This is a genomic window from Agrobacterium sp. El2ro-1b, from assembly GCF_048298475.1.
In the GTDB taxonomy this organism is placed as follows: Bacteria; Pseudomonadota; Alphaproteobacteria; order Rhizobiales; family Rhizobiaceae; genus Agrobacterium; species Agrobacterium fabrum.
Map to the genome: position 1 here is coordinate 724,597 of NZ_CP103458.1, position 26,055 is coordinate 750,651.

The window sequence follows — 26,055 nt, forward strand, 5'->3', positions numbered from 1 at the left end:
GTAGTAGCGCCTCTTGCCGATCTCCCCCCTTGAGGGGGAGATGCCCGGCAGGGCAGAGGGGGGTAAACCCCAACCACCAACGCAAGCCTACCGCTTCAACTCCCACGTCGTTGTCCGCTCCCCGGTCTCCTTGTCCTTGCCATCCTTCAGCTGAATGCCCTTTTCGGAAAGCTCATCCCGCAACCGGTCCGCCTCCGTAAAGTTCTTTGCCTTCAGCATTTCAAGGCGCAATTCCACCAGCGCATCCACAGCCGAAACGATGGCCTCGTCCATCTCCGTTTTCTTCGGCAGGACACCCAGCAGGGCGGCGCTTGCGGCGAAGGCGGGCAGCATGGATGGGTCGGTATTTGCCGCATGCGCCAGCGCATGCAGCGCCTGCACGGCGGCAACCGTGTTGAGATCGTCGGCGAGGGCATCCAGAACGGTGTCATGCGGCGCGGCGTCGGAGGTCTCGGCTGCCGGCCATTTGGCGAGCAGGCGTTCGGCCTCTTCCAGACGCTTGACCGAAAAATCGATCGGCTCGCGATAGTGCGTCATCAGCATCGCAAGGCGCAGCGCTTCGCCCGGCCATTGCCGTCCACCGAACTTGTCCGTGTGCAGCAATTCGTAGATCGTCACGAAGTTGCCCTCGGATTTCGACATCTTGCGGCCTTCCACCTGCACGAAACCGTTATGCATCCACACATTGGCCATGACATGTGTGCCATGGGCGCAGCGGGATTGCGCGATTTCGTTTTCGTGGTGCGGGAAGATGAGGTCGAGCCCGCCGCCGTGAATATCGAAGACTTCGCCGAGATAGCGGCTGGCCATGGCCGAGCACTCGATGTGCCAGCCCGGGCGACCGAGACCCCATGGGCTCTCCCAGCCCGGTTCGCTCTCGGAGGAGAGCTTCCACAGCACGAAATCGCCGGGGTTCTTTTTGTGGGCCTCCACCGCAACGCGCGCGCCGGCCTGCTGTTCGTCCAGCGGGCGTTTGGAAAGCTGGCCATAGTCGGCCATCGACCGTGTGTCGAACAGAACCTCGCCGCCCGCCTTATAGGCGTGGCCGCGTTCGATGAGCCTCTCGATGAGGTAGATCATCTCGGCAATATAGTCGGTGGCGCGTGGCTCCACGGTCGGCTGAAGGCAGCCGAGTGAGGCGACGTCATCATGGAACTGGTCAGCCGTCTTTTTCGTCACCGCATGGATGGCGTCGTTGAGCGGCAGATGCGGATAGTCGCGCAGTGCCCGCGCGTTGATCTTGTCGTCGAGATCGGTGATGTTGCGGGCATAGGTCACATGGTTTTCACCATAGACATGGCGCAGCAGGCGGAAGAGAACATCGAACACGATGACCGGACGCGCATTGCCGATATGGGCGAAATCATAGACCGTTGGCCCGCAGACATACATGCGCACATTATCACGGTCGATCGGCGCAAATTCCGACTTTTCGCGGGTCAGGGTATTGTGGAGTTTCAGGCGCAAGGACATGCGGGTGTTCCCTAAAGGCAGTCAATTGTCCTGACCGGACCGTTTGTCTGTTGGACCTTGCGGGAAGACGAAAACGATCTGGCCGGTGGCGAACCAGCAAAAATTATTCAGCAGCAGGTGCAGATCGTTGTTTTCATACCTTGCCTTATGGCGCGGCGGTTCTGTGTGGTCAAGCGTTTCTCGTGGGTGCCGCAATGACGCGGGCCAAAAGCTTATTCCGGCTGGCGATATTCCACGAATTTCCTGTCGCGCACCAGGAAGAGCTTGCCGGTTTCGGTAAGATCGGGCGAGGCGAGGGGAAGGATGGCGGCGGCAACTTCTGACGGATGTGGCACGGTTGCCGGGTCCTCGCCGGGCATGGCCTGCGCGCGCATGGCGGTGCGCGTGGCACCGGGATTGATGCTGTTGATGCGCAGCGGGGACTTTTGCGTTTCCGCGGCCCAGGTGCGGGCGAGCGCTTCCACGGCCGCCTTGGAGGTGGCGTAGACGCCCCAGAAGGGACGACAGCTATGGGCCACACCCGAAGACAGGATCAGCGCACGGCCGGCATCCGATTTCAACAGCAGCGGCTCGACCGAACGGATCAGCCGCCAGGTGGCGGTGACGTTGATGTTCATGACCCTTTCGAAGACCTTCGCCTCGATATGGCCAACCGGGGAAATCACACCGAGAACGCCGGCATTGGCGACCAGAATATCGAGCTTGCCCCAGCGCTCGTAGATATTGGCGCCCAGCGCATCGATGGCTTTCATGTCGGCGAGATCGAAGGGGACCAGCGTCGCCGTACCGCCAACAGCCTTGATGGCGTCGTCAAGCTCCTCAAGGCCGCCGACCGTGCGGGCGCAGGCGATGACATGCGCGCCAGCCTTGGCCAGTTCCAGCGCCGTGAAATAGCCGATGCCGCGCGAAGCGCCGGTAACGAGAGCGATGCGGCCCTTGAGATCGATAGTCATGGTCTCCCCCGAAATGATTGCGCTTCCTTCTACGAAGCGCTGCTGGCCTTTCGCAAGCGATCATATCGTCGCATGCGACGGCCTGAACAAAAGACAAGAAAAAAGCGGCCCCGGAAGCCGGTGGCCGCTTTGTCGTTGTTAAAAATCAGCCGTTGCTGGCCAGCATGGAAATCTTGCTGCCCATGGCCTCGCCGTTCTGGTCGAGAAGACGGGTCGGATAATCGCCGGTGAAATAATGGTCGGTGAACTGCGGGCGCGCATGGTTGCGGTTTTCACCGCCAACGGCGCGGTACAGCCCGTCGATCGACAGGAAAGCCAAAGAATCGGCGCCGATGAATTTCGCCATGGCGTCCACATCGGCATATTGGTTGGCGAGCAGCTTGTCGGCGTCAGGTGTGTCGATGCCGTAGAAATCCGGATGGAAGATCATCGGGCTGGCAACGCGGATATGCACTTCCTTGGCGCCGGCTTCGCGGATCATCTGCACGATCTTGACCGACGTCGTGCCGCGCACGATGGAATCATCCACCAGCACCACGCGCTTGCCTTCGATCATTGCCCGGTTGGCGGAATGCTTGAGCTTGACGCCGAAAGCGCGGATTTGCTGCGTCGGCTCAATGAAGGTGCGACCGACATAATGGTTGCGGATGATACCGTATTCGAAGGGAATACCGCTTGCCTGCGCAAAACCGAGCGCTGCTGGCGTGCCGCCATCGGGAACCGGAACCACGACATCGGCTTCCAGCGGTGCTTCCTTGGCAAGGTTCATGCCCATGTTCTTGCGCGTCGTATAGACGTTGCGGCCGCCGACGACGGAATCGGGGCGGGCGAAATAGACATATTCGAACAGGCAGAGACGTTCCGGCTGCGGCTTCGACGGCTTGCGCGCATCGATGGTGATAGAACCGTCAGGCTGGATTTCGCAGATGATGACTTCGCCGTTTTCCACGTCGCGCACAAATTTCGCGCCGATGATGTCGAGCGCGCAGGTTTCCGAGCAGAAGATCGGCTTACCATCAAGCTCACCCATGACCAGCGGGCGGATGCCGATCGGGTCGCGGGCGGCGATCAGCTTGGTCCGCGTCATCGCCAGCATCGAATAACCGCCTTCCATCTGCCTGATAGCATCGATGAAACGATCGGCGGTGGAAGAGTGGCGCGAACGGGCGATGAGATGAAGCACGACTTCGGTATCCGATGTCGACTGACAGATGGCGCCGGTGGCGATGATCTGGCGACGCAGCGTCAGGCCGTTGGTGAAATTGCCGTTATGGGCAATCGAAATGCCGCCTTCTTCCAGCTCGGCAAACAGCGGCTGCACATTGCGCATCGCCACTTCACCTGTCGTGGAATAGCGGGTGTGGCCAATTGCGATGGAGCCGGGCAGGCGGGCAAGGGTTGCCGGATCGGTATAATGATCGCCGACGAGGCCCATATGGCGTTCCTGGTGGAAGCGCTTGCCATCAAAGGAGACGATGCCGGCTGCTTCCTGGCCGCGATGCTGAAGCGCATGCAGGCCGAGAGCGGTCAGCGCCGAGGCATCGTCATGGCCGAGAATGCCGAAAACGCCGCATTCTTCATGCAGCGTATCGCCGTCGATCTCTTCCTTGAAAGTGGACCCAGAAAACGGGGAATGCGAAAGCGGCTCAATCATCCGGCTTGCCCTTGCTCTCTACCGAGAAAAAAGAAAGACCTCTCCGGTAAGTATCTCTTCCGGTCGGCCCATCTGTGTCGTGCTTGATATTTAGCACAAATAGCGCGCCTTGCATGCATTGCAAGGCGCGACACTGTGTCAATTATTCGTTGCCGGTTGATTTGTTGCCGGCACGTCTTCCGCAGGCGTCTGCGCGGCTGCCGGTTCCTGTGGTTTTCCAAGGATGCGGGCGCGGATCTGCGGTTCGATATCGTCAGGCAGAACCGCCTCCAGCTTGCCCACCAGCCCGTCGAGAAAGGGCTTGGACTTGGCCTGCGTCACCCATTGCGGCTGCGTCTTCACATCCACCAGCCAGTTCCAGAAGGCGACCGCGACGACCAAGAGCAGGATGCCGCGGGCCGCGCCGAACAGGAAACCGAGCGTGCGGTCCAGTGCGCCGATGCGGCTGTCGATGATGAAATCGGCAATGCGTGAGGTGATGAAGGAAATCACGATCAGCGAGACGAGGAAGACCACGCCTGCCGAACCGGCAATCGCGATCTTGTCATCATCGGTATAGTTGCGCGCATAGGGCAGCAGCACCGGATAAAGATAATAGGCCGCGGCGACCGAGCCGCCCCAGCTCGCAATCGACAGAATCTCGCGGGAAAAACCGCGCACCATCGCAAGAAGGGCGGAGAAAAGAACAACGGCGATGACGATGCCGTCGAAAATTGTAATGGGCATATACCAACTCCGGAGGTGCGACGCCTTGTCAGACGCTGCCTTGCCAATTTTGCGATCCTCTTACACCACTGTTTCCCTTGGCGAAAGGATCAATATTCGTCGTCCTCAACCTGTTTGAACCGGTTGCCGGAGCCGGCGATGCGGGCCACGAGGTCCGGAAGGCTTTCAATTTCCGTCCAGCGACCCTTGCCCGCTTTCGGCAATTCAGCCGAACCTGACGGCAGAAGTGCGGCGGAAAAGCCAAGTTTTTCAGCTTCTTTCAACCGCTGCACCGTATGCGCCACTGGCCGCACCGCACCCGACAGGCTGATTTCGCCGAAATAGACGCAATCGGCGGGCAGGGCAAGACCGGCAAGCGAGGAAACCAGAGCCGAGGCAATCGCCATATCCGCCGCCGGTTCGGAAATGCGGTATCCGCCGGCAACGTTCAGATAGACGTCATGCTGGCCGAGCTTCACGCCGCAATGGGCCTCCAGCACGGCAAGGATCATGGCAAGCCGCGAACTGTCCCAGCCGACCACGGCGCGGCGCGGCGTGCCAAGCGACGTGGCGGCGACCAGCGCCTGCACTTCGACAAGCACCGGACGGGTGCCTTCGATGCCGGCAAAAACCGCAGCACCGGGGGATTTTTCGTTGCGCTCGCCGAGGAACAATTCGGAGGGGTTGGAGACTTCCCGCAGACCGCCATCCGACATTTCGAACACGCCGATCTCGTCCGTCGGCCCGAAGCGGTTCTTGACGGTGCGCAGGATTCGATAGTGATGGCCACGGTCGCCCTCGAAGTAAAGCACCGCATCGACCATGTGCTCCACCACGCGCGGACCGGCGATCTGACCTTCCTTCGTCACATGGCCGACAAGCACCATGGTCGCACCCGTCTGTTTGGCGAAACGGATCATCGCCTGCACGCCGGTGCGCACCTGCGTCACCGTGCCGGGGGCGGAATCAGCCGTGTCGCTCCACAATGTCTGGATGGAATCGATGATGATGAGATCGGGCCGCTTGCCTTCCGAAACCGTCGCCAGAATATCCTCGACATTGGTTTCCGCCGCCAGAAGCACGTCGGTATCCGCCGAACCGAGCCGCTGGGCGCGCAGGCGCACCTGCGCCACCGCCTCTTCGCCCGAGACATAGATGACGCGGTGCCCGCGCCGCGAAAGGGCGGCCGCTGCCTGCATCAAGAGGGTGGATTTACCGATGCCCGGATCGCCGCCGATCAACACAGCCGAACCGCGCACGAAACCGCCGCCGGTCGCCCGGTCCAGTTCGCTGATGCCGGTCGGAATGCGCGGCGCTTCCTCGATTTCGCCGGACAGCGAGGTGAGTGTGACGGGTCTGCCCTTCTTCGGCACCTTGCCCGGCCCGGAGCCGATGCCGCCCATCGGGTCCTCTTCGACGATGGTATTCCACTCGCCGCAGCCTTCGCATTTTCCTGCCCAGCGGTTATGCACCGTGCCACAGTTCTGGCACACGAATTGGGTCTTGGCTTTGGCCATGTTTTGTCAGTTTTCTTCTTGTTTGAAATTGTCGGCGGAAATGTCTTGATGGCCGTGCAGCACTCGCAGCACATACATCTTCTTGTCATCGACAACGAAATAGATGCATCGATCACGATAGGGGAAAGCCCGCAAATTCGGCGCGAAGCTCCGAGGCACGCCTGTTATCCCGTATCGCGCTAGCGAGATCATTTTGATGTTGATGTCGTCCAGAAAGCGCTTGGCCGCGACGGGATTGAATTGCGCGATATAATTATGATCGGCGAGAAGATCGTCCAGCGCCCGTGCGGTGACCACTAGACGCCTTCGCTTCATTCTGCTCCTCCGCGAGCTTGATTATGTGCGCTGTTAAATCGTCCGCCGTGGAAAATGCCATCACCCGGCCAGCCTCCACGTCGTCGAGCCCTTCCTGAATCAGCCGTTGAAGCTCTACGAGTTTGCCTTCCTTGCTACCGAGCAAACGTAAACCAGCCGAGACGACCGAGTCCGCATCCTTGAAGATGCCCGCCGCCACCTGCTCCTCAATGAACTTCTCGTCCTGCTCGCTCAAATGGATTTCGGGCATTTCGATCTCCTTTTGTTCTCTTTTAACACAGGTCGCGTCGGCTTTCCAAGAGCTAAAGGCGGCGCTCAGTCATCCGCCATCAGATATTGCCGTTCGTAACGCAGGCCGAGCCCCGTCAGCATCTCGTAACCGATCGTGCCGGCCGCCCGTGCGGTTTCATCGACCGGGACGTTCGGGCCAAAAAGCTCGATATAATCGCCAGCGCGGATGGCATTTGCCGGAATATCCGTTACGTCGAAAATGGTCAGGTCCATGGTCACGCGACCGGCGACGGGCACTTTATGGCCGTTGACGACACCGTAAGCGCCGCCATGGCCCATTTCACGCAGCGGAATGCCCGAGCCTGAGAGCGAGCGCTGATATCCATCCGCATAACCGACGGATGCGATGGCAAGCCGGCTGGCGCGCTTGAGCAGGAAGCTGCCGCCATAGCTCACCGTCTGGCCTTCGCCTGCTTCGCGTATCTGGATGATCCGCGCCTCGGCCTTTGCCACAGGCCGCATCGGGTTCGCGACATCGTTGACCGCCTCGCCGCCATAAAGGGCGATGCCGGGGCGGGTGAGGTCGAAATGATAGTCGGGACCGAGAAAGATACCGGCAGAAGCCGAAAGGCTTGATTCGATACCTTCGAAAGCAGCGCTAATCCTGCGGAATGATTCGAGCTGGACCCTGTTCATCGGCGAAGATGGCGTGTCGGCACAGGCGAGATGCGACAGCACCAGAACCGGGTCGAAACTTGCCGGGCGGGTGACGTCGTCGGCCAGAAACAGCGCGTCATCGAGCGGCAGTCCCAAGCGGTTGAAGCCGGTATCCACATGCAGCGCGCAGGGGTGGTCACCCCGCTCGGCCACCGTCGCCATCCAGAAGGAAAGCTGTTCCTCGGAGGCCAGCACCGGCACCAGATCATTGTCGAAGACCTGCCGTTCCTGGCCCTGCCAAATGCCTGACAGCACGAAGATGCGCGCTTCCGGGGCGTAGGAACGCAGGGTCGCACCCTCGGCCACCGTCGCCACGAAGAAATCCCGCGCGCCGGCATGGTAGAGGGTCGCGCCACAATCCTCGATGCCGAGGCCATAGGCATCGGCCTTGACGACGGCTGCCGTCCGCGCGCTTCCGGAACGCTTCTTCATGTCTCGCCAATTGTCGGCGAGAGCGCCGAGATCGACGGTCAATCGCAGCGGGGCTTGCTCGAAAGCATCGGTTTCGTTTTCGGGAAAGCTGTCTTCGAAGTCGTCTGTCATGCCATTGCGTCCGGTTGATTTGGAACCGGCCAGACCCTAGCACTTTTGTTCAAGACGGTAAGGATCGAATGCTTTAAACCTCGCTCATGCACAATGTTTCGCAGAAACAGGCTCTGGATGTCATGCCCGTTGCCACGACGGAAACCACGCGTTTCTGGCGTGACCGGCGTTTTGGCGGCATGGAATGCCTGAGCGCGACGTTCCTCACCCATGAATATTCGCCGCATGCGCACGACACGTTTTCCATAGGCGCTATCGAAAGCGGCTCGCAGATTTCCACCATTCAGGGCACCACCGAGCAGACGGGGCCGGGACATCTTTATCTCATCAATCCCGACGAGGTTCACGACGGTGCGCCGGGCGGCGGCGGCTATCGTTATAGGATGATCTATCCCGACGCGGAACTGTTGCGCGACATCATCGAGGACGTGACGGGCCGGGTCTTTCACGGCATGCCGTCCTTTCCAAAATTCCTGCCGCGCGATCCGCAGATGGCCGCAGCCTTCCAGATGGCGCACCGGCGGCTGGAGGCTAAATCCGGCGCGCTGGAAGCGGATGAGGGCATGTTCTCGGTTCTCGCAGCTCTCTTCGGCAGGCACGGCAGCACCATTATCCTGCCAGTCGAAACGCGCGAAAAAACGGCGGTCTATACAGTCCGCGACTATCTTGCCGATAATTACGAAACCGATATCGGCCTCGAGGAATTGGCATCTATCGCCGGTCTCAGCCGCGCCCATCTTATCCGTGCTTTCCGGAAGGAATTTCACATCACCCCGCATGCCTATCTGACCGATGTACGCATCCGGCAGGCGCGCCGTCTGCTACGCGCCGGTGAGATGCCGGCCGAGGTGGCGGCACTGTGCGGTTTTGCCGATCAGGCGCATTTCACCCGGCATTTCAAGGCGCGCACCGGCGTCACGCCGGGCCAATTCCGGCTTGGGTGAGGGCAACGGTTTTCCATAAAAACCGTTCGGCAGCACTTTCGTTCAAGACCACCCTGGCGTCCCCGGCGTAATTCCTCCCGCCTGAAAGGGAGAATGCGATGTCCATATCGGAAAAACGAGCAGAACTGATTGCGGGGCTGAGGTCCGCCGCTCCATTGCTGGTTGCCATGGTGCCGATCGGCGTCGTGTTCGGTGCAGTCGCCATCAGCAAAGGCCTGTCGCCGCTCGAGGCCTCGCTGATGTCGCTGCTCGTCTTTGCCGGCGGCTCGCAGTTCGTCGCCATGGATCTCTGGACTCACCCGGCGAGCTGGACCGCGCTCGGTTTTGCGGCGCTGCTGGTCAATCTGCGCCATGTGCTGATGAGCGCCTCCATTGCCGGCAAGCTGGATGATTTCAAGGGCTGGCGGAAATACGCGGCCATGCTGGTGCTGACGGATGAATCCTGGGCCCTGGCGGAATTCCGGGTCATCGCCGGCAGGCTCACGGCAGCCTTTTTCGCCGGTGCCGCGCTCTCCATCTATCTCGTCTGGAATCTTGCAACACTCGCCGGCGCGCTACTCGGTGCGGTGGTGGGAGACATGTCGGTGATCGGTCTGGACTTTGCCTTTCCCGCCGTCTTCATCGTGCTGCTCATGGGCTTCTGGAAGGGCAAGGAAACCGGCTTGGTGCTTCTGGCAAGCGCATCCGCTGCCTGCCTCACCCACGCGCTGGTCCCAGGCGCCTGGTATATCGCCGCCGGCGCGCTGGCGGGGCTTGCGGTCGCCGCCTTCAGCCGTGAGGAACAGATAGAGCAGCTGGCATGACGCTCGACCTGAACACGCTACTGACGATCCTCGCTATGATGGCGGCAACTGTTGCAACGCGCCTTGGGGGCCTGCTGCTGGTCAGTCATTTCACCCTGACGCCGCGTCTGAAGAAGGCGCTCGGCGTGGTACCACCCGCCGTTCTGATGGCCGTGGTCACGCCGACGGCGCTCGCCAGCGGATTGGCGGAAACCATCGCCTGCGCCATAACCGCCGCCGCGGCGCTGCGGCTCAGCCTGCTGCCGGCAGCAGCCCTCGGCGTTGCATCCGTGGCGCTGCTGCGCGGAATCGGATTGTAAGAAAATCGCGCCAACGTCCTGAAAAGACTCTGGACTCGGCGTCTGGAATGCGGAACGGACAGCGAGGGTGAAAATACGTCACCCTCGCTGTGTTTTGGATCAATGCTCTTCGTACTGGGTGAAGCTCGGATCGGCCAGATCGGCGAAGCGTGTGAATTCGGACTGGAAGGCGAGTTTCACGGTACCGGTCGGTCCGTGACGCTGCTTGGCGATGATGACGTCCGCCGTGCCTTTCACCTTGTCGAACAGCGCTTCCCACTCGGCATATTTGGGGTCGGAAATATCGCGCGGCTCCATGTTCTTGACGTAATATTCCTCGCGGAACACGAAGAGAACCACGTCGGCGTCCTGCTCGATCGAGCCCGATTCACGCAGGTCGGAGAGCTGCGGGCGCTTGTCTTCACGGTTTTCCACCGCACGGGAGAGCTGTGACAGCGCGATGATCGGAACGTTGAGTTCCTTGCCCAGCGCCTTGAGGCCGGTGGTGATCTGGGTGATTTCCTGCACGCGGTTTTCGCCGCTCTTGCCGGCGCCGGTCATCAGCTGAATATAGTCCACGACCAGAACATCGAGGCCGCGCTGGCGCTTCAGGCGGCGGGCGCGGGCGGAAAGCTGGGCGATGGAGATACCACCGGTCTGGTCGATATAGAGCGGCACCTTCTGCATCATCTGGGAGCAGGCGACGAGCTTTTCGAAATCCGCTTCGGTGATGTCACCACGGCGGATTTTCGAGGAGGAGACTTCCGTCTGCTCGGAAATAATACGGGTGGCCAGCTGTTCGGACGACATTTCGAGCGAATAGAAACCGACGACACCGCCATTCTTCGCCTTGAACGAACCATCCGGCTGCACTTCCTGCTCATAGGAGGCGGCAATATTATAGGCGATGTTGGTCGCAAGCGAGGTTTTGCCCATACCCGGACGACCCGCCAGCACGATAAGGTCGGAACGCTGCAGGCCGCCCATGCGGCCATCGAGCGAATGAATGCCGGTGGAAATGCCGGAGAGGTTGCCATCGCGCTCGAAAGCGGCGCCCGCCATGTCGATCGCCAGCGCCACCGCATCGTTGAACGACTGGAAACCGCCGTCATAACGTCCGGTTTCCGCCAGTTCGAACAGGCGGCGCTCGGTGTCTTCGATCTGCGCCTGCGGCGGCATGTCGAGCGGCGCGTCATAGGCGATGTTGACGACATCCTCGCCGATCTGGATCAGCGCACGGCGCAGCGCCAGATCGTATATCGCCCGGCCGTAGTCTTCCGCGTTGATGATCGATACGGCTTCGGCCGCCAGGCGCGCGAGATATTGCGCCACCGTCAGGTCGCCGATCTTGTCATCGGCCGGCAGGAAGGTCTTGATCGTCACCGGATTGGCGGTCTTGCCCATGCGGATGATATCGCCCGCCACCTCGAAAATCTTGCGATGCAGCGGTTCGTAGAGATGCACGGGCTTCAAGAAGTCCGAGACGCGGTAATAGGCGTCGTTGTTGACGAGGATGGCGCCAAGCAGCGCCTGTTCGGCCTCGATATTGTTCGGCGCCTCGCGGTAATGCGGTTCCGCCGGTTGCGCGGGAGTGATCTTTCTCACAGCGTCGTTCATGGTTTGCGCGATCTCCCTTTGCCTTTGTCCTTAAACCTCGGGTTTGGCTTCCTGGGGCATGGCAGTCAATGATATTGTTGCAACACTATACGGCAGGCTGGTGTCCGGTCCGCAAAGCTGGATCACATCTTCAGTTGTCCCCAGCAATCCACAGGGGGGTGGGGACAAGGTGCCGGGAATTTTCCGGCAACGTGATTCGCTGCCATGAGTTTACCGCATGGCAGACCCGGCACGAAAGAAACTTGAAAATCGTCAGGCTTGCGAATAAATAGGCAGTAAATAAGTAGTGTGCTAATTATAAGGCTTACTGACATGTCCCGCGAGACCGACAAGGAGCAGCTTCTGGATGAAGTCTCCGCTTTCACCCGCAAACTGCGCGCGTTTTTCGATGCGCGGGTAGGGGAAAGCGGCCTGACGCTTGCCCGTGCGCGGGCGCTTTTTGCGCTCTCGCGGCGCGGTCCGCTGACGCAGACGGAACTTGCCGAGGAAATGGAAATCGAAACCCCGACGCTGGTGCGGGTGCTTGACGGCATGGAGAAACAGAACCTTATCGAACGTCGCTCCGATGAGAACGACCGCCGCGCCAAGCGCATCCATATGACTGAAGAAGGTGAGAAGACTTCGGGCACGGTGCAGGCGGTGGCAAAGTCGCTGCGTTCGGAAATCACCGCCGATATTTCCTCTGAAGATCTGGCCATGGCACTCGATGTGATGCGCCGCCTTTCGGCCAATCTGCAGAACCTCGCAGCGGGGAGGGCCCAATCGTGAGCAGCACGTTGCCGCAGACCACAGGCGATGCCACGTCCCAAAATACCGAGGTGACCGCCAAATCCTCGGAGCTTCCGGGAGAGGTAGCGACTGTACCGCAAGGTGCCGCCAGCGCAAACGAGACCGTGGTGGAAGCCGCCGTTCCCGCCGCACCACAGCCGGTGGAGCGGCCGTTATGGCTCCGGCTCTGTTTCATCTTTGCCGGCTTGTCGTTTTTCATCACGCAAGGGCTGGGCATGAACCTCGTCATGGCCAATATCTACCAGTTGCAGGGCGAATTTTCCGCGACGGTGGCCGAGGTCGCCTGGCTTTCCGCCGCCTATATGGCGCCCTATGCCACCTTTTCCATCGCGCTTTTCAAGGTGCGGGCACAATATGGCCTGCGGCCCTTTGCCGAACTCTCGATTATCGCTTTCGTCGTTGCCTCCTGCCTCAATCTTTTTGTGACGGACCTGCATTCGGCGATCGTCATCCGCTTCGTCAGCGGCATGGCGGCGGCGCCGATCTCCTCGCTCGGCTTTCTTTATATTCTGGAGGCCTTTCCGCCGGCGCGGAAATTCTCGCTCGGCTTCAGCATCGCGCTGACAGGCACCCTGTTGTCGGCGCCGCTGGCCCGCATCGTGTCGCCCTCCCTGCTGGAAATCGACGGCTGGAACGCGCTTTATTCCATGGAAGTGGGGTTTGCGCTGATCTCGCTCGCCGTGATCCATGTTCTGAAAGTCACGCCGCCGCCGCGCGCGAAAGTCATCGAGCGCATGGATATCTTGAGCTACGTGCTGTTTGCTGGTGGTCTCGGTTGCCTCGCGGTCATGCTGACGCTCGGCAGGTTTTACTGGTGGTTTGAAACGTGGTGGCTTGGGGCGCTGCTGGCGACATCCATTGCGCTTCTGACGTTGATGGCCTTCATCGAACTGCCGCGCAAGAACCCGCTGCTTGACCTGCGCTGGATTTTTTCCAAAACCAACCTGCATGTGATGGCTGTGTTGCTTATCTACCGCGCGGTTTCTTCCGAGCAATCCTCAACCGCCGTCAGCTTTTATCAGCAACTCGGTCTTTTGAACGACCAGACGACAACGCTTTATGCCCTTGTGCTGCTGGCGACCGTACTGGGCGGTGCGGCCTGCGCGTGGCTGATGTTGAGCAAATATGTCGATACGGCCCACGTCATTGCGCTCACGCTGATTGCTGCCGGTTCGTTTTTGGACAGCCAGTCCACCAATATGACTCGGCCGGAACAGATGTATTTCAGCCAGATGATGATCGCTTTCGGGGCAGCCATGTTCCTGCCGCCGGTCATGGCCAAGGGCTTTGCGGCTGCCCTTGGTCGGGGAGCGCCCTATCTGGTGAATTTCATTGCCATCTTTCTGTTCACCCAGATCACCGGCTCGATGCTGATGACTGGTCTGCTCGGCAGCTTCGTGACGCTGCGTGAAAAGTTTCACTCCAATATTCTGGTGGAGAATATTCTCCTTACCAATCCGCTGGTTGCCCAGCGCGTGTCCCAGCTTTCCGGGGCTTACAGCCACGTCATTACCGATCCGGCGCTGCTGAAGGCCGAGGGCCTGACATTGCTTGCCCAGCAGGTGAGCCGGGAAGCCTATGTGCTGGCCTATAACGATACGTTTCTGCTCATCTCCGTCGTTTCCGCGCTGGCGCTGGCAGTCCTTTTAATCCACCTTGTCTGGATGCGTGTCCGGCCTTTCCTATCGCGGGAAAAGACCGATACCGCGCCGGCGCTACAGTCATGAAAATTCCAAGAGTGACAAAATGCTGAAGAAGTTTTTTACCCCCGTTTCCATCCTCGTGCTGCTCGGCGGCATCGCCGGCGTTGCGCTGGTGCTTTACGCCTGGCGGCTGCCGCCTTTCCTGTCTACCGTCGAAATGACCGACAACGCCTTCGTGCGCGGTTATGTGACGACCATGAGCCCGCAGGTCAGCGGTTATGTCGTGGATGTCCCGGTGAAGGACTATCAGGAAGTCAAGCAGGGCACGCTGCTGGCCAAGATCGATGACCGCATCTACCACCAGAAACAGGCACAGGCGGAAGCCACACTCGATACCCACAAGGCAGCACTCGACAATTCCCGCCAGCAGGAAAATGCCGCGAATGCCAATATCCGCTCCAGCGAGGCGGCGGTTGACAGTGCCGAGGCATCGCTGAAGCAGGCGCAGCTCGCCTCCGACCGGCAGGATAATCTGATCAAGAGCGGCGTGGGAACTTCCAGCCTTCAGGAAGAGGCCCATGCGGCGCTTGAAAAGGCGCGCGCCTCACTGTCGCAGGCGAAAGCGGCGCTTGAGGTTTCACGTCAGGATTTGCAGACCATCATCGTCAACCGCAGCTCGTTACAGGCGGCCGTCGCCAATGCCGAGGCCGCCGTTGAACTCGCCCGCATCGATCTTGCCAATACCGAGATTCGCGCGCCGGTGGATGGCAGGCTCGGCGAAGTCGGCGTGCGCACCGGCCAATATGTCACCGCTGGCACGCAATTGATGGCCGTCGTGCCGCATGATGTCTGGGTTATCGCCAATTTCAAGGAAACCCAGCTTGCCGGCATGCAGGTGGGCCAGCCGGTGACGATTTCGGTCGATGCGCTGCATCGCCGCAAGCTGACCGGCCATGTGGAGCGCTTTTCGCCCGCCACCGGCTCGGAATTCGCCGTCATCAAGCCCGACAATGCGACCGGTAATTTCGTGAAGATCGCCCAGCGTCTTGGCGTACGGATCGTGATCGATGCCGATCAGCCGCTCGCGGCGGAACTTTCACCTGGTATGTCGGTGGTGGTGCATCTGGATAAGAGCAAGGCGCCTGATGGGGCGGAGACGGCGGCGAAGTAGTTGGTAAAGGTTGGGGGGGTGTGGTTTATACCCCCCTCTGTCCTGCCGGACATCTCCCGCTCAAGGGGGGCGATCAACAAGAAGCTCTCCCGTTGCTTCATTCTCAAATGTCGAGATTGCCGCGACCTCGCCGCGGGTCGATCTCCCCCCTTGAGGGGGAGATGCCCGGCAGGGCAGAGGGGGGGAAACCTCTCCGCAAACTCGAAGCCCGCAAACAAAAAACCCCGGATGTCGCCATCCGGGGTTTTCCTATGACCACAAGGGCCAGATCTTATTCGTCGTCTTCGTTGCCGTCAGCTTCCGGATCAAAGAAGTCTTCCGGACGCAGGGCATCTTCGTCAACGCCGTAGATAGCGTCAGCGGAGGTGAGGCTTTCGCCCTTGGACTGACGTTCGGCTTCTTCGGCGGAACGGGCAACGTTCAGCTCGACCTGAAGCTCGACTTCGGCGTGCAGGTGCAGGGTAACGTTGTGCAGGCCGATGGTCTTGATCGGCGTGTTCAGTTCAACCTGGTTGCGGCCGATGTTGAAGCCTTCGGCGCCGAGGATTTCGACGACGTCGCGGGCAGCAACAGAACCGTAGAGCTGGCCGGTTTCGCCAGCCGAACGGACGACGATGAAGGACTTGCCTGCAAGCGCTTCGGCAACCGTCTGGGCTTCCGACTTGCGCTCGAGGTTACGGGCTTCAAGCGTTGCGCGCTCGGTTTCGAAACGGGTCTTGTTGGCGGCGTTGGCGCGCAGCGCCTTGCCCTGCGGCAGCAGGAAGTTACGGGCATAACCGTCGCGAACCTTGACGGTTTCGCCCATCTGGCCGAGCTTGTTAATGCGTTCGAGAAGAATAACGTCCATCTTCTTGATCCTTTCTATGGTTTGGTTTCGTTCGTTGTGTCGGTTTTCCGTGCCGGCGTCAGAGAGATCGTGCTGCGCACGTCGCTCAGGCCGAGCACGAGAATGATGAACAGCGGAAAGACAAAGACCGCCGAGAGATAAGCGAGCATGAGAACCGGCAGCCGCCAGTCCTTTCCGCGCGCCTTTTTATGCAGCGAGGCATAACCCGCCATCAGGAAGCCAGCGCCGAAGGTGCCGCAGATGACGGCGCCAATCATGGCGGCGACGCCCCCGAAGAACATGGCGACGATGCCGCCAAGAAAGATGAAGATCGCATTGCGGTGCATGCGCAGCGCGGAAGCAATGTCTTCGCGCGGACGAAGGCCCTTGCCGAAGGAGCCGACCAGCCGGGTCGCGACATAATAGGCCGCAAACAGCAGGATGACCCACAGGCCACCCTGGACGATCGGCAGCATCAGCACCAGCAGCGACTTCGTCTGGGTAAGCGCTTCGGCATTGGGTTCGAACAGGGGTTCGCGGTTCTGCACCGAGGTCATCATGATGTCGACCATGCGGGCGACGAGATCGGGACCATAACCGATCATCCAGCCGAGAATGACGACGGCGACCGAGACCAGAATGCAAAGATGCAGGACGATGCCGGACAGCGGATACCAGGCGAGCAGATCATCAGGACCGCCGAGTTCGGAGGCCGGGCGCGCCAGATTGGCGAGATGCGAAAGCCAGCCCGCCGGGATCAGCGTGAAGATCGCAATGGTCAGCGCGAAAAGCGGCGACATGACGAGCGCGCCGATGATGGCGGTGGTGATGATCGCGATAATAGCGGCGCGGTTGCCCCAGCCCATGCCGGCGATGAAGATGGGCATGGCCGAACCGGCGTAAAGCAGGAAAGAAAGCGACGACTGTGCCGTTGCGCCAAGCGTCAGAAACGCGGCGCATATGCCGGCGAGAACGCCGGAGATCAGCACTGTCTGGTTCAACTTCTGCACGTCGCTGTCCTGCTGAAACTAAGCAGTTAGAGGATCGCTCCAGAGAGCCTCATCCCCAACATGGGTTTTATGGTATCGATCCGCGCCCAACGCGGAAGGATTGCAATTTCGACCCGCTGATTAAGAATCAGCTGGTCGAGAAAACGAGGCCGCGTTAAAAACGCAGCCTCGCTTCAATTCATTACGCTACGACGTAGGGCAGCAGGCCGAGGAAACGGGCGCGCTTGATCGCCTGGGCGAGTTCGCGCTGCTTCTTCTGGGAAACGGCCGTGATGCGGGAAGGAACGATCTTGCCGCGCTCGGAAATGTAGCGCTGCAGGAGACGAACGTCCTTGTAGTCGATCTTCGGAGCGTTTGCGCCGGAGAAGGGGCACGTCTTGCGACGGCGGTGGAACGGGCGGCGTGCCTGGGAAGAGGATGTATCAGCCATTGGTCAATTCTCCTTATGCACGGTCTTCGCGCGGACGGCGCGGACGGTCTTCGCGGTCGCCGAAGCCACCTTCGCGCGGTGCGCGGGGACCACGATCTTCACGCGGGCCACGGTCCGGACGGTCGCCATCGCGGCGCGGACGGTCGTCACGGTCGCGCTTCTGCATCATCGCGGACGGGCCTTCTTCGTGGGCTTCGACGGCGATGGTCATGTAGCGAAGAACGTCTTCGTTGATGCGCATCTGGCGCTCGACTTCATGAACCGCAGCCGCCGGAGCGTCGATGTCCATGAGAGCGTAGTGAGCCTTGCGGTTCTTCTTGATGCGGTAGGTGAGGGACTTCAGACCCCAGTTCTCGACGCGTCCGACTTTACCGCCGAACGATTCGATAACGCCCTTGTACTGCTCGACAAGTGCGTCGACCTGCTGGGCAGAAATATCCTGCCGGGCAAGGAAGATGTGTTCGTAAAGAGCCATTTAAGCTTTGCCTTTCTTGCGTTTCGTCCTTCACCCGGCAACGGCGCTAAGCCTCAACGACTGCTCTTGGGTTAGGCGATAAAGCCTTAAAGCAAGAAAAGCGTTGTTCGAGACGGTCGAGAGCGGAGACACGGGAGGCCGGAAAAACCTTATGGTTCCTGCTGTTCCGTTACCGGAACCAGCCCTCCGTTCAGCCACCAGCCAATTGGACCGGATGTTGTGAACAGCGCGCTTATACGCAAATTTGCCTGGAATGCAAGGGCAAAGGGCGAAAAAGCGCGCTGTGATCCCGTCAGATCGGCATCGGATATTGCCGGTGGATCGCCGCGATACCCTTCAGTAGGTCTTCCGACAGGGCCACATCCGCCGCCGCAATATCCACCTTCAACTGTTCCATGCTGGTCGCGCCGATGATGGCGGAGGCCATGAACGGGCGGGTGAGGCAGAAGGCGATGGCGAGCTGGGCCGGGTCTACCCCGTGTGCGGCGGCAAGGTCCAGATACGCCTTGACCGGCGCTTCCTGATGCGGCTGCAGGCGGCCGCCGAGATCCTTGTTGATGGTGCCGCGCGAGCCCGCCGGGCGGGCGCCGTTCTGGTATTTGCCTGTCAGCAGCCCCGCCGCCAGCGGCGAATAGGCGAGCAGGCCGACATCTTCGTGATGGGCGACTTCCGCCATGTCGAGGTCGAAGCTGCGATAGAGCAGATTATATTCGTTCTGGATGGTGGCGACGCGCGGCAGGCCGTTGGCCTCGGCGATATCGATATATTTCTGGGTGCCCCAGGCGCTTTCGTTGGAAAGGCCAATGGCGCGGATCTTGCCCGCCTTCACCAGTTCGCCGAGCGTCTCGAGCTTTTCGGTGATTTCGGCAAGCGTGCGCTTGGTGTCCTGCCCGGAAGCATCGAAACCCCAGGCGCCGCGGAAATGGTAGGTGCCGCGGTTAGGCCAGTGAATCTGGTAAAGGTCGATGTAATCGGTCTTCAGCCGCGTGAGGCTGGTCTCCACCGCCTCGCGGATCGAGGCGGCATCGATGTCGCGACCGCCGCGAATATAGTCACGGCCCGAGCCGGCGACCTTGGTAGCGAGCACGACCTGGTCACGCTTGCCGGTCTTTTCGAACCACGCACCGATATAGTCTTCCGTTCGTCCCTGCGTTTCGGCGGAAACCGGGGTGGTGGGATAAAGCTCGGCCGTATCGAAGAAATTGACGCTGTTTTCGATGGCGTAATCCATCTGCGCATGCGCTTCGGCTTCGGTGTTCTGCGTGCCCCACGTCATGGTGCCGAGGCAGATTTCAGACACGGAGATGCCCGTGCGACCCAATAGTTTCTGTTTCATGGAGGTATCCCGGTGCTTGGCCAGTTTTGGAAGGTGGTGTGAAACTAATCGGGAATTGCCGCAGTGCAAGAAAAAATATGACTAAAAGAAAGGGGAAAACAGGTTTGTAAAACCCCGGGCAATGGCGCGTTATAGGGCTTCAAGCTTGACTTCGCCGGCGGGAATGTGAATGGAAGTCGACAAGAATAAAGGCAACGCCAGACAAGAAGGACGACATCCCATGGGTATTGCATTCACATTTCCCGGTCAGGGAAGCCAGGCCGTCGGCATGGGCAAGGAGCTGGCGGACACCTACCCGGAAGCGCGCTCCGTGTTCCAGGAAGTCGATGACGCGCTCGACCAGAAGCTCTCCGACATCATGTGGAACGGCCCGGAAGAAACGCTGACGCTGACCGCCAACGCCCAGCCGGCCCTCATGGCCGTCTCGATGGCAGTGATGCGCGTTCTGGAAGCGCGTGGCCTGAAGCTGTCCGATACGGTGTCTTATGTGGCCGGCCATTCGCTCGGTGAATATTCGGCGCTCTGTGCCGCCGGCACCTTCTCGATCGCCGATACTGCGCGTCTTCTGCGCATCCGCGGTAATGCCATGCAGGCCGCCGTACCGGTCGGCGAGGGCGCCATGGCTGCAATCATCGGGCTCGAGCACGATGCCGTTTCCGCCATTTGCGAGGAAGCCGGCATTCTCGGCGTCTGCCAGATCGCCAATGACAATGGCGGCGGCCAGCTGGTCCTATCAGGCGGCAAGGCTGCCGTCGAAAAGGCGGCGGCGATCGCCTCCGAAAAGGGTGCCAAGCGCGCCATCATGCTGCCGGTTTCCGCACCCTTCCACTCCGCGCTGATGGCGCCGGCAGCGGAAGCGATGCGCGAGGCGCTGGGGAAAGTCGAAAAGCACAATCCGGTGGTGCCTGTTATCGCCAATGTGCGCGCCGCTCCCGTTTCGGATGCCAATGAGATCGCCGCTTTGCTGGTCGAGCAGGTGACGGGCCAGGTGCGCTGGCGCGAGACGGTGGAATGGTTTGCCGCCAACAACGTGACCCAGCTTTATGAGATCGGCTCCGGCAAGGTGCTGACGGGCCTTGCCCGCCGCATCGACAAGACGGTGAACGGCGTTGCCGTCAACGGTGCGGCCGATATCGACCAGCTGCTTGCCACGCTTATCGGCTAAGGCTGAAGAGCCGCCAAAATATTCATCGGGCGCGACAGCGCCAACCATTTGGTCCGAAGCTCTAAAGAAGGAATAGGACATGTTAGATCTGACAGGCCGCAAGGCTCTCGTAACCGGCGCGACCGGCGGCATTGGTGAGGAAATCGCCCGCCTTCTGCACAAGCAGGGCGCAACCGTCGGCCTGCACGGCACGCGCGTTGAAAAGCTCGAGGCTCTGGCGGCGGAACTTGGCGACCGCGTCAAGATTTTCCCGGCTAACCTTGCCGACCGCGCCGAGGTCAAGGCGCTCGGCGAAAAGGCCGAAGCCGAGCTGGAAGGCGTCGACATTCTCGTCAACAATGCCGGCATCACCAAGGACGGCCTCTTCGTGCGCATGAGCGACGATGACTGGGACAACGTCATCGAGGTGAACCTGACCGCGATGTTCCGCCTGACGCGTGAGCTGACGCATCCGATGATGCGCCGCCGTTTCGGCCGCATCATCAACATCACCTCCATCGTCGGTGTCACCGGCAATCCCGGCCAGGCCAATTATTGCGCCTCCAAGGCCGGAATGATCGGTTTTTCGAAGTCGCTGGCGCAGGAAATCGCCACCCGCAACGTCACCGTCAACTGCGTGGCGCCGGGCTTCATCGAAAGCGCGATGACCGGCAAGCTGAACGATAAGCAGAAAGACGCCATCATGGGCGCCATTCCCATGAAGCGCATGGGCACCGGTGCCGAGGTTGCGTCGGCCGTTCTTTATCTGGCTTCCAATGAGGCAGCCTACATGACCGGCCAGACCCTGCACGTTAATGGCGGCATGGCGATGATCTGACGGCGCTCCACGCCGTCGTGAAAAGGATTGCGGCGCTGTTTAAGCACCTTCTTGGGTAGCTTGCGCCGCAAGGCCCGACTTGCCGGTTTTCGGCGAAATTGCCTGTCATACGCTGTGCTTAGCGCGTTTTCAGGCTTTTCGACCGATTGAAACCATGTTAAGCGGGCCAAGACTGTGAACAGTCGTCCCGGAGAGACAGGAAGCCGTTGCGATTTTGCGTGACGATGTCTAGCTTGGACCGGGTTGAACGGGTTTGCCAGCGGTGCCGGATTTGAACGGCGCATGAGGGCTTCTAACAGGGCAGGGTGCCGAAAGGCATTCCCTTTCAAAATAAAGGTCGAGGAAACCGACATGAGCGATATCGCAGAACGCGTAAAGAAAATTGTAATTGATCATCTTGGCGTTGACGCCGACAAGGTTGTCGAAGGCGCCAGCTTCATTGACGATCTGGGCGCTGATTCGCTCGACACCGTTGAACTGGTCATGGCTTTCGAAGAAGAATTCGGCGTTGAAATTCCCGACGACGCAGCTGACTCGATCCTGACTGTCGGCGACGCCGTCAAGTTCATCGAGAAGGCCCAGGCCTGATCGACCTTCATCGGGAAGGTGACATATCTTCCCGTCTTGGCCCGGCTTGTCCGGGCCAATGTTTTATAGGCAGACGGTACGTGCCCCGAAGGGTGTGCGTTCCCGATGTCGCAATGGGTCACGGGCCGCGACAGCGCTGCCTGTAACCTTCATACAAAGATTGAGACATACTGCAGCCTGCCGTGCGTACTATCCCATGGCGCCCGGTGTTGCAGAAAGACCGATGATTTGGATAAGGGCGGAGCATTGGCGATGAGGCGTGTCGTTATCACCGGTACCGGCATGGTATCTCCTCTTGGATGCGGAACGGAAGTGACCTGGGAGCGGCTGTTGGCCGGCCAGAACGGCGCTCGTCTCGTGACTGAATTCGAGGTCGAAGACCTGCCCGCGAAGATCGCCTGCCGCATTCCCGTTGGTGACGGCTCCAACGGCACCTTCAATGCCGATGACTGGATGGAGCCCAAGGAACAGCGCAAGGTCGATCCTTTCATTCTCTACGGCATGGCTGCCGCCGACATGGCGCTTGCCGACGCAAACTGGCATCCGGAAACGGACGACGACCAGGTCGCCACCGGCGTTCTGATCGGCTCCGGCATTGGCGGTCTGGAAGGCATTGTCGAGGCGGGTTACACGCTGCGCGACAAGGGCCCACGTCGCATTTCTCCATTCTTCATTCCCGGCCGTCTGATCAACCTCGTATCCGGCCAGGTTTCCATTCGCCACAAGCTGCGTGGACCGAATCATTCCGTGGTAACGGCCTGCTCGACCGGCGCACACGCTATCGGCGACGCCGCCCGACTGATCGCGCTTGGCGATGCCGATGTCATGGTCGCCGGTGGTGCCGAATCGCCGGTCTGCCGCATTTCGCTTGCCGGCTTTGCCGCCTGCAAGGCGCTCTCCACCCAGCATAATGACGATCCGCAAAAGGCCTCGCGCCCCTATGACCGCGACCGCGACGGTTTCGTCATGGGCGAAGGTGCCGGCATCGTTGTTCTCGAAGAACTCGAACACGCCAAGGCGCGCGGCGCGAAGATTTACGCCGAAGTTGTCGGTTATGGCCTGTCCGGCGATGCCTTCCACATCACGGCTCCGTCCGAGGACGGCGACGGTGCGTATCGCTGCATGTCCATGGCGCTGAAGCGCGCTGGCCTCACGCCTGACGATATCGACTATATCAACGCCCACGGCACCTCCACCATGGCCGACACGATCGAGCTTGGCGCGGTCGAACGGCTTGTCGGCGAATCGGCTCCGAAGATTTCCATGTCTTCCACCAAGTCGGCCACCGGCCATCTTCTCGGCGCTGCCGGCGCGATCGAAGCGATTTTCGCGACGCTTGCGATCCGCGACAATATCGTTCCGCCGACGCTCAACCTCGACAATCCCGATGTCGAGACGAAGATCGACCTCGTGCCGCACAAGGCCCGCAAGCGGCAGGTCAACGTGGCGCTTTCGAATTCCTTCGGTTTCGGCGGCACCAACGCCTCGCTCGTGCTGCGTCGTTACGAAGCATAATCGCGGCGGCGACCCGCCGTCGCAGAGGGTGTCCCGCGCCGCAAGCCGTTCGTGGTTTCTGCGGCGCTCCCTGCGGGGCGCTGACAAGCATGTTCTTTCCTTTGAAGAACAGATTGCGGCTTGCGAAAGCCATTCCGCTTTTCGCGCCGATATTGTAGTCGTTTATGGAAGGCGCTTGGCGGTTCGGGATATCATCCGGCCGCGAACGGCTTTCTCCAGCGGCTTTGTCCGAAACGATGGTCGTGAAGCGCAATCGGGGCTTCACGATATCTCCATGTGGTGCGGGACGGCATTCCGAACCTGTTTTTGCCGCATTACCTGCGCAAAAAGCGCTGACAACGCCGAACTGAAAAGGACCGACGGTGAGCGACACGAATCAGAACAGCCAGGGACCATCAGGACAAAATGGCGCGGGCGAAGGCAATCGCGGCCCGATCATCCCGAAGTCCCCGACCGAGGCGCTGAGGCCGGAAAAAGTGCCGGCGCCGCCGAAGCGTTCCCGCAAGGCCCATGGCCAGCTGGTGATCTTCCTGAATTTTCTGATGACGCTTGCCGTTGCCGTCTGTGTGCTGGCCATTGCCGCCTTCTATTACATGATCAATTCGTTTCAGGAGCCCGGTCCGCTCGAAACGAACACCCATTTCACCGTCCGCAACGGTGCTGGCCTCATCGAGATCGCCAATAATCTCGAACGTAACGACATCATCTCCAACGCCCGCGTTTTCCGCCTGATGACCGGCAGCTATCTGCAGAAGGATCAAACGCTGAAAACAGGCGAATATGAGATCAAGGCCGGCGCTTCGATGAAGGACATCATGCTGCTGCTCGAATCCGGCAAGTCGATCCTTTATTCCGTATCGCTGCCGGAAGGCCTGACCGTGAAGCAGATGTTCGCGCGCCTTGCCGCAGACGAGGTGCTGGACGGCGAACTGCCCGCAACGCTGCCACCTGAGGGCAGTCTGCGCCCGGATACCTATCGTTTCACCCGCGGCACCAAGCGCGAAGAAATCATCAGCCAGATGAGTGCTGCGCAGGACAAGCTGATCGACATGGTCTGGGAGCGGCGCGATCCCGACCTGCCGATCAAGACCGTCGAGGAATTCGTCACGCTCGCCTCGATCGTCGAGAAGGAAACCGGCAAGGATGACGAACGCGCCCATGTCGCCTCCGTCTTCTATAACCGGCTGAAGAAGGGCATGCGCCTGCAGTCCGATCCGACGATCATCTACGGCCTGTTCGGTGGCGACGGCAAGCCTTCCGACCGGCCGATCTACCAGTCGGACCTGCAGAAGCAGACGCCGTTCAATACCTATGTCATCAAGGGCCTGCCGCCATCGCCCATCGCCAATCCGGGACGGGCAGCACTTGAGGCAGTCGCCAATCCATGGCGCACGGATGACCTTTATTTCGTGGCCGATGGGACGGGCGGCCACGTCTTTGCCAAGACGCTTGAAGAGCACAACGCCAATGTCCGCCGCTGGCGCAAGATCGAAGCCGAAAAGGCTGCTTCCGGCGGCAATCCCGATGTGGTCGTGGATGGCCAACCGGGCGGCGCCGAGGCGGAAAAGCCTGCCAACAACTGATAATCTCGATCGGGCCTTGTCATCCACAAGGCCCGTTTTGCGCTGCATGACAGGGGGCTTCCAGATATGACATTGCAATCGATGACCGGCTTTGCGCGCAGCGAAGGAACCTCCGGCCGTTACCGCTGGGCCTGGGAGTTGCGTTCTGTGAACGGCAAGGGGCTCGATGTGCGCCTGCGTCTGCCGACCGGTCTTGAAGCGCTCGAAACCGGCCTGCGCGAAATCGCCGGTGAGCATCTTTCCCGCGGCAATATTCAAGCGGGCCTGACGCTGGCGATTGCGGAAAACCGGCTTGAGGCCGTGATCAACCGCGATGCGCTGGCCGCCGTTCTGGCGCTCAAGAAGGAGCTTGGTGATGTCGTGGACGACAAGCCGCTGAGCTTCGATACCTTGCTCACCTTGCGCGGTCTGGTCGATTTTCGTGAGGCGGAAGACGATGCGGAAGCGCAGGCAGCGCGCAATGGCGATGTGCTTGCCGGTTTCGCCGCTGCCGTGGAGAAGCTGAAGGACATGCGCGAGCGGGAAGGGGCGTCGCTGTTTGCCATCCTGTCTGGCCATATCAACCGCATCGAGCAGCTCGTGGACATCATCGAGAATGATCCATCCCGCCAGCCCGAGCAGATCGCGGCACGGCTCGCCCAGCAGATCGCCCTCATCGGTGACGGCATGCACGGGCTCGACCGTGACCGCCTGCATGCCGAGGCGGCGCTGATCGCCACCAAGGCGGATCTGCGTGAGGAGATCGACCGGCTGCACGCCCATGTCCAGGCTTCACGCGAACTGTTGGAGAATGGCGGACCTGTCGGCCGCAAGCTCGATTTTCTTGCACAGGAATTTAACCGCGAGTCGAATACAATCTGTTCCAAATCGAATGCCAGTGCGGTAACCGCAGCGGGCATAGAGTTGAAAGTGGTGATCGACCAGTTTCGCGAACAGGTCCAAAATCTGGAGTAGACC

At 60.3% G+C, this 26,055-nt stretch carries 26 protein-coding genes; 12 read left to right on the top strand and 14 right to left on the bottom strand.

The genetic code is table 11. The features are described from left to right. Positions 1-87 precede the first annotated feature (87 nt). The 8 genes from cysS to alr form a co-directional block, all read right to left on the bottom strand. Complete coding sequence (gene cysS / locus NYR50_RS03605; RefSeq protein WP_418136801.1) at positions 88-1,473, bottom strand: cysteine--tRNA ligase; 1,386 nt, start codon at positions 1,471-1,473, stop codon at positions 88-90. Between the two features lie 212 nt (positions 1,474-1,685). Beyond that, on the bottom strand, positions 1,686-2,426 hold the full coding sequence (locus NYR50_RS03610; protein ID WP_418136802.1) for an SDR family NAD(P)-dependent oxidoreductase: 741 nt from the start codon (positions 2,424-2,426) through the stop codon (positions 1,686-1,688). A gap of 145 nt (positions 2,427-2,571) precedes the next feature. After that, on the bottom strand, positions 2,572-4,080 hold the full coding sequence (purF, locus tag NYR50_RS03615; RefSeq protein ID WP_006314558.1) for an amidophosphoribosyltransferase: 1,509 nt from the start codon (positions 4,078-4,080) through the stop codon (positions 2,572-2,574). Between the two features lie 138 nt (positions 4,081-4,218). Further along, positions 4,219-4,806 (bottom strand): CvpA family protein, encoded by a 588-nt coding sequence (locus NYR50_RS03620; protein ID WP_006314559.1) that lies wholly within the window; start codon positions 4,804-4,806, stop codon positions 4,219-4,221. A gap of 89 nt (positions 4,807-4,895) precedes the next feature. Then, complete coding sequence (radA, locus tag NYR50_RS03625; protein ID WP_149897960.1) at positions 4,896-6,302, bottom strand: DNA repair protein RadA; 1,407 nt, start codon at positions 6,300-6,302, stop codon at positions 4,896-4,898. Between the two features lie 6 nt (positions 6,303-6,308). After that, positions 6,309-6,599 carry a type II toxin-antitoxin system RelE/ParE family toxin gene (locus tag NYR50_RS03630; RefSeq protein WP_174009077.1) on the bottom strand — a complete coding sequence of 97 codons (291 nt, stop codon included), beginning with the start codon at positions 6,597-6,599 and terminating at the stop codon, positions 6,309-6,311. Continuing rightward, entirely contained in the window at positions 6,556-6,852 is a 297-nt protein-coding gene (locus NYR50_RS03635) for a type II toxin-antitoxin system ParD family antitoxin (RefSeq protein WP_418136803.1), read from the bottom strand. The genes NYR50_RS03630 and NYR50_RS03635 overlap by 44 nt, the downstream gene beginning before the upstream one ends. 80 nt (positions 6,853-6,932) lie before the next feature. Continuing rightward, positions 6,933-8,108 carry an alanine racemase gene (gene alr, locus NYR50_RS03640; RefSeq protein ID WP_418136804.1) on the bottom strand — a complete coding sequence of 392 codons (1,176 nt, stop codon included), beginning with the start codon at positions 8,106-8,108 and terminating at the stop codon, positions 6,933-6,935. Between the two features lie 86 nt (positions 8,109-8,194). Between alr and NYR50_RS03645 the strand changes: the two genes are divergently transcribed. The 3 genes from NYR50_RS03645 to NYR50_RS03655 all read left to right on the top strand — a co-directional run bounded on the left by NYR50_RS03645 (position 8,195) and on the right by NYR50_RS03655 (position 10,154). Further along, the gene (locus tag NYR50_RS03645; RefSeq protein ID WP_418136805.1) at positions 8,195-9,052 is read left to right on the top strand and encodes an AraC family transcriptional regulator; all 858 of its coding nucleotides are present in this window, start codon (positions 8,195-8,197) and stop codon (positions 9,050-9,052) included. 98 nt (positions 9,053-9,150) lie between these two features. Further along, complete coding sequence (locus NYR50_RS03650) at positions 9,151-9,855, top strand: AzlC family ABC transporter permease (protein WP_418136806.1); 705 nt, start codon at positions 9,151-9,153, stop codon at positions 9,853-9,855. Then, positions 9,852-10,154: an AzlD family protein gene (locus NYR50_RS03655; protein WP_418136807.1), complete on the top strand. Its 303-nt coding sequence runs from the start codon at positions 9,852-9,854 to the stop codon at positions 10,152-10,154. Before NYR50_RS03650 ends, NYR50_RS03655 begins: the two co-directional genes overlap by 4 nt. A 99-nt stretch (positions 10,155-10,253) precedes the next feature. Here the strand turns inward: NYR50_RS03655 and NYR50_RS03660 are convergent, their stop codons facing one another. Next, positions 10,254-11,750 carry a replicative DNA helicase gene (locus NYR50_RS03660; RefSeq protein ID WP_006314568.1) on the bottom strand — a complete coding sequence of 499 codons (1,497 nt, stop codon included), beginning with the start codon at positions 11,748-11,750 and terminating at the stop codon, positions 10,254-10,256. Positions 11,751-12,062: 312 nt separating this feature from the next. Here NYR50_RS03660 and NYR50_RS03665 point away from each other — a divergent pair, with 312 nt between their 5' ends. The 3 genes from NYR50_RS03665 to NYR50_RS03675 are packed head-to-tail and all read left to right on the top strand — an operon-like array spanning position 12,063 to position 15,353. Then, the gene (locus NYR50_RS03665) at positions 12,063-12,518 is read left to right on the top strand and encodes a MarR family winged helix-turn-helix transcriptional regulator (RefSeq protein ID WP_006314569.1); all 456 of its coding nucleotides are present in this window, start codon (positions 12,063-12,065) and stop codon (positions 12,516-12,518) included. Then, positions 12,515-14,266 (top strand): MFS transporter, encoded by a 1,752-nt coding sequence (locus NYR50_RS03670; protein WP_418136808.1) that lies wholly within the window; start codon positions 12,515-12,517, stop codon positions 14,264-14,266. Before NYR50_RS03665 ends, NYR50_RS03670 begins: the two co-directional genes overlap by 4 nt. 19 nt (positions 14,267-14,285) lie before the next feature. Then, positions 14,286-15,353, top strand: a complete 1,068-nt coding sequence (locus NYR50_RS03675) for an HlyD family secretion protein (protein WP_121690147.1) — start codon at positions 14,286-14,288, stop codon at positions 15,351-15,353. Between the two features lie 271 nt (positions 15,354-15,624). Here NYR50_RS03675 and rplI read toward each other — a convergent pair whose 3' ends face one another. The 5 genes from rplI to NYR50_RS03700 all read right to left on the bottom strand — a co-directional run bounded on the left by rplI (position 15,625) and on the right by NYR50_RS03700 (position 19,430). Then, positions 15,625-16,200: a 50S ribosomal protein L9 gene (rplI, locus tag NYR50_RS03680; RefSeq protein WP_006314572.1), complete on the bottom strand. Its 576-nt coding sequence runs from the start codon at positions 16,198-16,200 to the stop codon at positions 15,625-15,627. 14 nt (positions 16,201-16,214) lie between these two features. Then, positions 16,215-17,189, bottom strand: a complete 975-nt coding sequence (locus tag NYR50_RS03685) for a DUF2232 domain-containing protein (RefSeq protein WP_418136809.1) — start codon at positions 17,187-17,189, stop codon at positions 16,215-16,217. 181 nt (positions 17,190-17,370) lie between these two features. Next, a complete protein-coding gene (gene rpsR / locus NYR50_RS03690) occupies positions 17,371-17,619 on the bottom strand; it encodes a 30S ribosomal protein S18 (RefSeq protein WP_003496832.1) in 249 nt (82 codons plus the stop codon). A 13-nt stretch (positions 17,620-17,632) separates the two neighbouring features. After that, positions 17,633-18,094 (bottom strand): 30S ribosomal protein S6, encoded by a 462-nt coding sequence (gene rpsF / locus NYR50_RS03695; protein ID WP_003496829.1) that lies wholly within the window; start codon positions 18,092-18,094, stop codon positions 17,633-17,635. Positions 18,095-18,386: 292 nt separating this feature from the next. After that, a complete protein-coding gene (locus NYR50_RS03700; protein ID WP_418136810.1) occupies positions 18,387-19,430 on the bottom strand; it encodes an aldo/keto reductase in 1,044 nt (347 codons plus the stop codon). Positions 19,431-19,650: 220 nt separating this feature from the next. Here NYR50_RS03700 and fabD point away from each other — a divergent pair, with 220 nt between their 5' ends. The 6 genes from fabD to NYR50_RS03730 all read left to right on the top strand — a co-directional run bounded on the left by fabD (position 19,651) and on the right by NYR50_RS03730 (position 26,052). Further along, positions 19,651-20,595 carry an ACP S-malonyltransferase gene (gene fabD, locus NYR50_RS03705; RefSeq protein ID WP_418136811.1) on the top strand — a complete coding sequence of 315 codons (945 nt, stop codon included), beginning with the start codon at positions 19,651-19,653 and terminating at the stop codon, positions 20,593-20,595. Between the two features lie 79 nt (positions 20,596-20,674). Further along, the gene (fabG, locus tag NYR50_RS03710) at positions 20,675-21,412 is read left to right on the top strand and encodes a 3-oxoacyl-[acyl-carrier-protein] reductase (protein WP_174008147.1); all 738 of its coding nucleotides are present in this window, start codon (positions 20,675-20,677) and stop codon (positions 21,410-21,412) included. Positions 21,413-21,763: 351 nt separating this feature from the next. Next, positions 21,764-22,000 (top strand): acyl carrier protein, encoded by a 237-nt coding sequence (locus NYR50_RS03715; RefSeq protein WP_003502080.1) that lies wholly within the window; start codon positions 21,764-21,766, stop codon positions 21,998-22,000. A gap of 252 nt (positions 22,001-22,252) precedes the next feature. Further along, positions 22,253-23,515, top strand: coding sequence for a beta-ketoacyl-ACP synthase II (gene fabF / locus NYR50_RS03720; protein ID WP_174008148.1), 1,263 nt, complete (start codon positions 22,253-22,255; stop codon positions 23,513-23,515). A 362-nt stretch (positions 23,516-23,877) separates the two neighbouring features. Next, positions 23,878-25,098 carry an endolytic transglycosylase MltG gene (gene mltG / locus NYR50_RS03725; RefSeq protein ID WP_174008149.1) on the top strand — a complete coding sequence of 407 codons (1,221 nt, stop codon included), beginning with the start codon at positions 23,878-23,880 and terminating at the stop codon, positions 25,096-25,098. 66 nt (positions 25,099-25,164) lie between these two features. Beyond that, complete coding sequence (locus NYR50_RS03730; RefSeq protein WP_174008150.1) at positions 25,165-26,052, top strand: YicC/YloC family endoribonuclease; 888 nt, start codon at positions 25,165-25,167, stop codon at positions 26,050-26,052. Positions 26,053-26,055 lie beyond the last annotated feature (3 nt).